The organism is Streptomyces sp. NPDC059582 (genome assembly GCF_042735715.1).
Lineage (GTDB): Bacteria > Actinomycetota > Actinomycetes > Streptomycetales > Streptomycetaceae > Streptomyces.
Genome location: NZ_JBHWCC010000112.1, coordinates 1 through 7,511, shown reverse-complemented (window position 1 = coordinate 7,511; position 7,511 = coordinate 1). Strand labels below are relative to the sequence as shown.

Sequence of the window (7,511 nt, the reverse complement as noted above, 5' to 3'; positions counted from 1 at the left end):
CCGACGCTGTCGTCGGACGCCCGCGAGGCTCAGCGGCTCAGCGGCTCAGCGGCTCAGGCACGCTGGATGCGAGCGATCCTGCCGGTAAGCACTCCCAAGTCCGCCGTCGCACGGACGCAGAACTCCTGGTCCGACTTCTTCAGGTCCGCCAGGACTCCCGTGTCGCCCTCGGACGCCGCGGCGAACGCGTCACGCAACCGCCTCGGCATGATCACCCAGTTCTTGCCGGACAGGTCCACGACCCATTCGACGTTTCCCTGGAACGATTCGACGACGGACGTGATCCCGGCGCCCAAACCCGGTTCGGCGTTCACGTAGCGCCACGCGATCATGGGCGGACGGACCAGGGAGTCCAGCGGATCGGGCCCGGCGGAGACCCTGGCCCACTGCACCACGCCCTGGGCTCCGAGGGCTCGCAGCACTTCCGCCGAGCCGATCAAGAGAAGGCCCCGTCGAAGCCCGGCTTTCCCCAGCGCAGGCCCGGGTTCAGCGATTTCATCGTCTTCATGTAGTCGCCCCATGGAATGGCCTGAGAACTCAGTCGGGGATCATAAGCGTACCGCCCGTCGGTATAGACCTGGTGATAGGTGTAATCCACCGTGGTACCGCCTTCAGGAACCATCAGCGACTCACCCGGTCCCTTGAAGGACACGATTCTCCCCTTGCCGCCCGCAGCCGCCAGCAGATTGTCCGCGATCTCCGAGCAGTCGACGCAGCTTTCGTGGATCGGCTGCTTCCCCATGGCCTTCATGACCGACTGGTTCGGCGGATGAGCCGGGTTGGGACTGCGGAAGTTGAACGTGCACCCCTTGCCCGTGTTGTGCACGAGGACCGGTGTGGAGCCGGCCAGCACGTAGTACGTGTGCAGATCTGCGATGGTGAGGTTGTGGACGGTGGCCACCTCGGTCCAGCGCCTGACCCCTGTGACGCGTACCGAGACGCCTGCGGATGTGCGCAGGTGTTCGCCGGCCGCGAGGTCGGTGGCATAGATCCACCTGCCCAGTTCGGGAACCCAGAAGGGGTGGCCGTCGGTCGCGGTGACGGAGACCGTGCGCTGCTTGCCCTTCCCGTCCTCGTCGCGCTTCTCGACGACGGTCAGGGTGATCTCGACCAGGTGTTTCATCCCCTTGCCGGTGATCTCCGCAGTGACCGTCCTGGTCTCGGTGCGGCCGGTCTTCGGGTCGGTCGTCAGGACCTTGTCACCGGTCCTGACCTCCTCGATCGGTTTCGTGGTGCCGTCGGCCATCAGGACAGCGGTGCCCGGCACAAAGCTGTTGCAGGGGTTTCCCTCCTCGCTCACTCCGGCGCCGAGATACGCCACGAAGGCCGTGTTGACGAAGTCCTCTATCAGCTTGCCCCGGGCCACCTCCTCTGCTTCTTGTGCACAGGTCTTGGGGTGGTGGGCGCAGTAGGTGGCCGCGATCTCCTTGGCCTTCCCGACGTCGTTGCCCCCGTGCAGCACGTAGAGGTAAGCCTGACGACACCCTTCGCGCCCGTAGCACGCCGAGCCTTGCTTGGCCGACTCGTAGACGGGGTTGGACCAGAAGTCGTCAGTGAACTCCCCGTCCATCGCGCTGGCCCAGTAGTCCGACAGCTTGTCGAGGTCGTTCGTGACCGGGGTGTTCTGGGCCACCCACGCCCTCTTGTGGGCCTGTTGCCGCTTGTAGATGTTGCCCCGGTGGAAGTCGGACGTGCCCGTCTTGGGGTCGTAGCCGACCTCCTGCTGCTGGTGCTTGCTGCAGAACTTGACGTCGTACTGGCAGGAGTTGGGCCGGGAGCCGATCTCCGTGCCCGCCGGGTCCGAAAACGTGACGGGATTGTTCACGGCGTAGGTGTAGCCGTGCATCTGCTGCGGGTCGTCCGTGGTGATGATCGGGTCCACGGACAGGAAACGGCCGGTGGCGGGGTCGTACTCGCGGGCTCCCAGGTGGGTCAGGCCCGTCGCGGTGTCCGTGGTACCGCCGACGAAGCCCTTGGTGCCGGGCCAGCTTGTGGGCTCGGAGCCGCGGAGTTCACCGAAGGGCTTGGTGCGACGCTGCGTGAGTGCCTGGCTGGTGGCGTCGACGGACAGCTGGGCCGTGCCGTGGTGGTCGGCCAGGGTGAAGGAGATCGTCCCGTCGTCCTTCTGGACCGCCACGTGGCCACCCCCGACGTCGAAGTAGCGGGTGCCCTTGGCGGCACTCGCCCCCTTCGCCAGGGTGATCTCCGTTGCGCCGAGGTAGAGCGTGGTCTCGGTGGGTGTACGGCCGATCAGACGGTTGCCGTCCGCGTCGTACAGGTACTCCGTGACCTTGGGACTGCCGCTCTCCACCGGCTCGGTGACCTTCGCCAAGTGGCCCTCGGCGTCCCAGTCCAGGGTCTGGGAGGTGCCGTCGCCGAGCAGACGGGTATGGGTGTCGCCGATGTCGTCGTAGGTGAAGCTGTCCGTGGACTTGACGGTTCCGGTGGTCTTGTCGACCGAGGCCAGCTTGTGCGAACCCGGCTTCGGGTAGTTGTAGACGCGCTCGGTGTCCGCCCCGCCCGTGGCACTGTGCCCGGTCTCGGTGAGCCGGTTGCCGACCACGTCGTAGGTGTAGGAGTCCCAGTAGGGGGCCGGACCGCCCAGCACGCCGGTGGCGGGGGCGTTCGCGCAGGTCGTGGTGGACTGTGCCCACGCTTCGGTCACGCGGCCCAGGTAGTCGTGCGCGAAGCACTGGTTGTCGGTACCGCTGCGGGAGGTGTCCGAGACGGACAGGACGTTGCCGGCCTCGTCGTACTTGTAGGTGTTGTACTGGTCGACGCCCGCGACGTCCTGACGGTCGACCCGCGAGGTGGCCAGCCGCTGGGTGCCCCACTCGTAGGTGTTGGTCTCGTACGTCGCCTTGCCGCCGGCCGCGGCGAACGAGTATTGGAGGGGCTTGCCCGTGTAGCTGTAGGACGTCGAACCAGTCAGGCTCGTCGGGCCGCTGACCCCGATCGGCCGCAGCGTGCCGTCCTCGTAGGTGTAGGCCACGGTGTTCGCCGCCAGCGCGCCCGCCTTGGGGTAGCCGACGCCCTCCACCGTGCCGGAGGCGTTGTACGTTGTCGCCGACAGGTAGGTGCCCTGCAGCGCGCCCTCGGTGGAGGGGATGGTCACCGAGGTCCGCAGCGGCCGGTACAGCCGGTCGTAAGCGAGCACCTTCGTGCTGTAGGCCTGGCCGCCGCTGTAGCGGATGGACTCGGCGAGACGTCCCTTGGCTCCGCTGACCGTGTCGTAGACCCACTTGGCCCGCAGGTCGCCGGTGGTGGAGTTGTCGCGCAGTTCGGTCTGGCGGCCCTGGCCGTCGTAGACGTGGGCGAGGACGGTGCCGCGGGCGTCCTTGGTGGTAGTGGGCAGACCGCGGTCGTCGTACTCGGTGTGGGTGGCCCCCTTGTCGGGGTCAGTGGTGTCCGTCAGCCGGCCGAGCAAGTCGTACGTCCAGGTCCAGGCGTTGCCCGACGGATCGGTGACCCTGGTCAATTCACCGCGCTGCGAGTAGCCGTACGACGTGGTGTCGTACGCGGCGTCAGCGGCGCGCGCGTGGAGCTCGCGTACCTCGCTGGTCTGGCCGCGCGAGTCATTCAGCGTGGTGGTGGCGGTGCCGCCGACCGGCGGGATGACCGTGGTGCGGTCACCGCCGTAGATCGTCCTGGTCACTCCGAGGACCGTGCCGCCGTCGCCGTTGCCGGCGATCTTCTTCAATTCGGTCTGCCGGCCGAGGCCGTCGTAGGCGTACCAGTTCTGACTCTCCACGCTCAACGCGTTGTCGAGCTTGAAGAGAGTCGTGGAGGGCGCGGTGGCGGCCGTGTAATAGGAGGCGAACTCCCTGCTCGTCAGGCCACGTTCGTCGTAGAAGGTGTCCGCCAGCAGCGTGCCTCCGTCCGGCCCCGGGGCCTGGGTCTGCCGGGAGCGCAGGAAGCCGTCGTAGAAGGCGTACGACGTGTCCTGGGCGCCGTTGTTGCCGATGGCCTTGGTGCCGACCACGACCGGTTTGCCCTCGGCGATGGTGTACGTGAACTCGTAGGTCGGTGTCTGACCGGTCGTCCGGTCCGGTAGCCACACCTTGGTGGAGCGGCCCAGCGCGTCGTACGCGAAGGTCGTGACCTTGCCGTTGGTATCGGTCTGGGTCAGCGGCAGGCCGCGCAGTGACTCAAAGGTCTGCGTGCTCGTCGTCCTGGTGGCGCTGTCGCCCGGGACGGCGGGCGGCGTGGTCACCACGGAACCCGTGGCGAAACCGGTGGTCGGGGTGAACGCCGTGGTGGTGGTGCGGCCGTCGCCTCGAGGGGTCCGGGTGAGCATGCCGCCGGAGGTGACCGTGACGTCCGCGGTCAGGTCCGTGGAAGTCAGCATGCGCCCGTAGGAGTCGAAGGTGGAGCCCGACTCGAGGTAGACGGCGCTGCTGCCGTCGTACTTCTTGAGCTTGGCGACCCGGGTCGCGTCGCCCTTCGTCGCCGCCGCGCCGTAGGCGCCGCCGTCGTAGGCGGTGCGGGTGTCGGCGAGGACGTCGGCCGGGCGGTTGGTGGTGGCGTCGCACGCCTTGGCCACCGTCTCGACGCGCACCGGGGTGTTGCGGACGGCGCTGCCCGCCACGTAGGTCGTGCGGGTGCACTGGTTGTCGGCGCCGGTGCTGGTGTCACCGGAGTCGTCGGTCTGGGTGACCAGGCCGGTGGCCGTGTCGAAGGTGTCGGTGGTGGACGTGGTCCGCCAGGCGGCGCCCGACCCGTCGTCCAGGGAGGTCCAGGTCCTGGTGTTCTCGGTGCCGCTGAAGTCGGCGGTGACGGTGCCCCAGTCACGTACCTTCTTCGCGGTCTCCTTGTGCCACGGCCGGCTCACCGTCCTGGAGAGCACCTTGCCACCGGGGCCGGAGTAGTTGACCGTCTTGTAGGCGAATCCCGCCGCGGAGGAGTGGTCGGTGATCGGGTCGCCCTCCCCGGATCCCAGGGTGACGCTGACGTCCTTGGTGCCGCCGCTGGTCGTCTTGCGGTCCCCGTCCATGCCGCGCAGGAAGTAGGTGTCGGCCTGCGACTTCATGGCCGAGGCGCCACCCTGACCGCCCGAGCGGACCCGTACGTGGCCGTAGCCGCGCCAGTCGGACCAGGTCTTGAACTTGTCCTTGGTCATGCCGTCGGCGTCGTCGAAGTGCCAGGCCGCGCCGTCCAGGTAGTCGTACATCGTGACCTGGTCGGGGGCCCCGCCGGTGCGGTCGGTGGAGGTGACCGTGTCCACCACGTACTTGTTGAACCACTGCCGTTCGGGGTCGGTGGTGGAGCTGCCTCCGATGTACTGCGGGAAGCAGCGGGTGGTGTTGGTCTCCGGAGTGGGCAGCGCGTCCGCGTCGCACACCGGGGCCGAGTAGCCGACGTCGATCTGTCCGCCGGACTCGTCGGCGACGGTGGAGAGCCGGGCCTTGATGAAGGGGGCCCAGCCGTCGCCCGTCCTGTCCAGCCGGTTGGCGAGCTGGGTGTAGGCGAAGGTGACCTTCGGCAGGGTGATCGTGGTCGTGCTGTCGTGGCCGGTGCGCTGGACGGAGTCGAGCAGCAACTGGTAGTCGATGTCGGCCTGGCCCCAGCGGTGGGCGAGCTTCCAGTCGTCGACCTTGCTGTAGGCGCCGGAAACGAGGACCTCGGTGCTGACGTCGGTCAGCCGCTTGCGGGTGAAGAACACCGGGGAGACCCGGCCGTTGTCACAGTCCTTGCCCGCGTCGCAGTTCAGGTCCCAGGGGGTGTCGTACCAGTAGAAGGAGTCCTTGGCGATCGAGGAGCAGTCGGTGCTGCTGTCCGGGAGGCAGCGCTCGGAACTGGTGAAGTCGACCTTGGCGAGTGCCTTCGCCGAGTACACGGCGGTGGACTTCAGGCCGTACTCGATGCGGTCCAGGGTGCCGCCGCGGACGTACGGGGTGTCGTCGGCGGCCTTGAGGTTGCGGCCGTAGGAGTTGGCTTCCTTGTCGTAGTAGTACGCGGCGGCGTTGCCGTGCGTGTCGACGACGTAGTCCAGGTTCCAGCGCCAGCCCTGCTGGCACCAGGAGTCCGCGAAGGCGGCGGCGTGGCAGGGCTCGTCGGCGTCATCGCCGTAGACGGGGACGGTCCAGGCGGAGTCGGTGGTCTCGTTGCCGCTCGCCCAGCCGGGCAGCCGGTTGTAGCCGAAGTAGTACTGGGTTCCGTCGGGTGTGGTGACGCGCCAGTACTCGTCGTTGCGGGCGCCGTTGGAGCGGACGTCACCGGTGGAGCCGTAGATCCGGTCGACCTTGGTGCCGTCGTCGTCCTTCAGCTTCCAGGAGTTGGTACCGTTCGGCACCAGCTCGCCGCCGGCTCCGTTCAGTTGCAGTACGGCGTTGTCGTAGCCCCAGCACAGGTCGCCGGGCTCGTTGCCGTCGGCGTTCTTGACGTCGTCGTCGGAACAGCCCTTGTAGCGGCGCTCGATGTACCCGGGTGACAGGTCGAAGCCGTCGCCGACCCAGGAGGACTGGTTGTTGGTGTTGCCCGTGCGGCCGTCGACACCACCGGAGGAGTAGGACAGCGAGAGGTTGGGCACGAGGCCGCCCGGCACCTGCGGCACCGCCATCGGGTACGACCAGGCGAAGGAACCGCTGTTGAGGTCGGTGCTCCAGTTGGCGGACGCGGACAGGGCGGTGGCCTTGTAGTCGCCCAGACCACTGCCGGAGTCGGCGACTGCCGCGAGCACGGTGGGCGAGGAGGCGTTGAGGGTGACCGCGTTCGCGGTCAGGGTCCTGGTCTCGGGGTCGTTGAACGTCTCGACCGGCTCGGCCGTCCGGCACTGCGGCTTCTGCGGGGTGCTCAGCACGCAGGCGGGCAGTTCGACGAGCCTGAGCCGGTCGGCGTAACCACCGCCGTACGCACCGGCGAAGGACGAGTAGTCCAGACCGGCCCGGACCTGGCCGGCGTCCTGCGGGCGCCCGGCACGCAGCGTGAAGGCGGGGCCGTTCAGACCGGCCTTCTGCGCGAACGCGCGGTCGAGAACACGGGCGGCGACCGTGCCGGTGGCCGCCTTCTTGGCGTTCTTGCCGCCCTTGACGCGCGCGTCGAGCGTCAGGGGCAGGCCCTTGACCCGGGACGCGGACTTCGTCGCCGCCGCGTCCGGGGTCTTCGACAGGTCCACCGTCGCCGCACCGGCCTTCGGCCAGGCGGAGGCCGGCGGCTCCTGCGGGGTACGCGGGGTCTTCATGACCTTGCGGGGCACGGCCTTGCCCGCCGGGCCTCCGGCGAGCGACTTCTCGGCGGCGGGCAGCGCCGGCCGGTGCCAGCCGTCGGCGAGCGCCGGGGCGGCGACTCCTTGGAGCAGGGTCGCGGTCATCACCGTGGCAGTGGCCAGGGCGATCTTGCGTCGTGGTGTGCGGAACAGGCGGAGGAGTCCGCGTGGTTCGGGTCTCATGGTCATCCCTCGTAGTCCCCAGTGGCTTGACCGGGTGCCGCCGGCGTGACGGCACGGCGGGGTGTGCGGAGCGAAGAGCGGGCTCGTCCCCCGCGACGCCCGGCCCGTTCACACGGGCCGGGCG

At 68.6% G+C, this 7,511-nt stretch carries 2 protein-coding genes; both read right to left on the bottom strand.

Going from position 1 to position 7,511, the window contains the following annotated elements; all coding sequences use genetic code 11:
* Positions 1–53: 53 nt before the first annotated feature.
* Positions 54–422, bottom strand: coding sequence for a hypothetical protein (locus ACFV0T_RS42005; RefSeq protein ID WP_385790809.1), 369 nt, complete (start codon positions 420–422; stop codon positions 54–56).
* Between the two features lie 14 nt (positions 423–436).
* Positions 437–7,387, bottom strand: coding sequence for a polymorphic toxin-type HINT domain-containing protein (locus ACFV0T_RS42000; RefSeq protein ID WP_385790807.1), 6,951 nt, complete (start codon positions 7,385–7,387; stop codon positions 437–439).
* Positions 7,388–7,511 lie beyond the last annotated feature (124 nt).

Bases quoted from the DNA above. Each gene is read 5' to 3' on its own strand.
- ACFV0T_RS42000 (WP_385790807.1), bottom strand. From the start codon at position 7,387: ATGAGACCCGAACCACGCGGACTCCTCCGCCTGTTCCGCACACCACGA.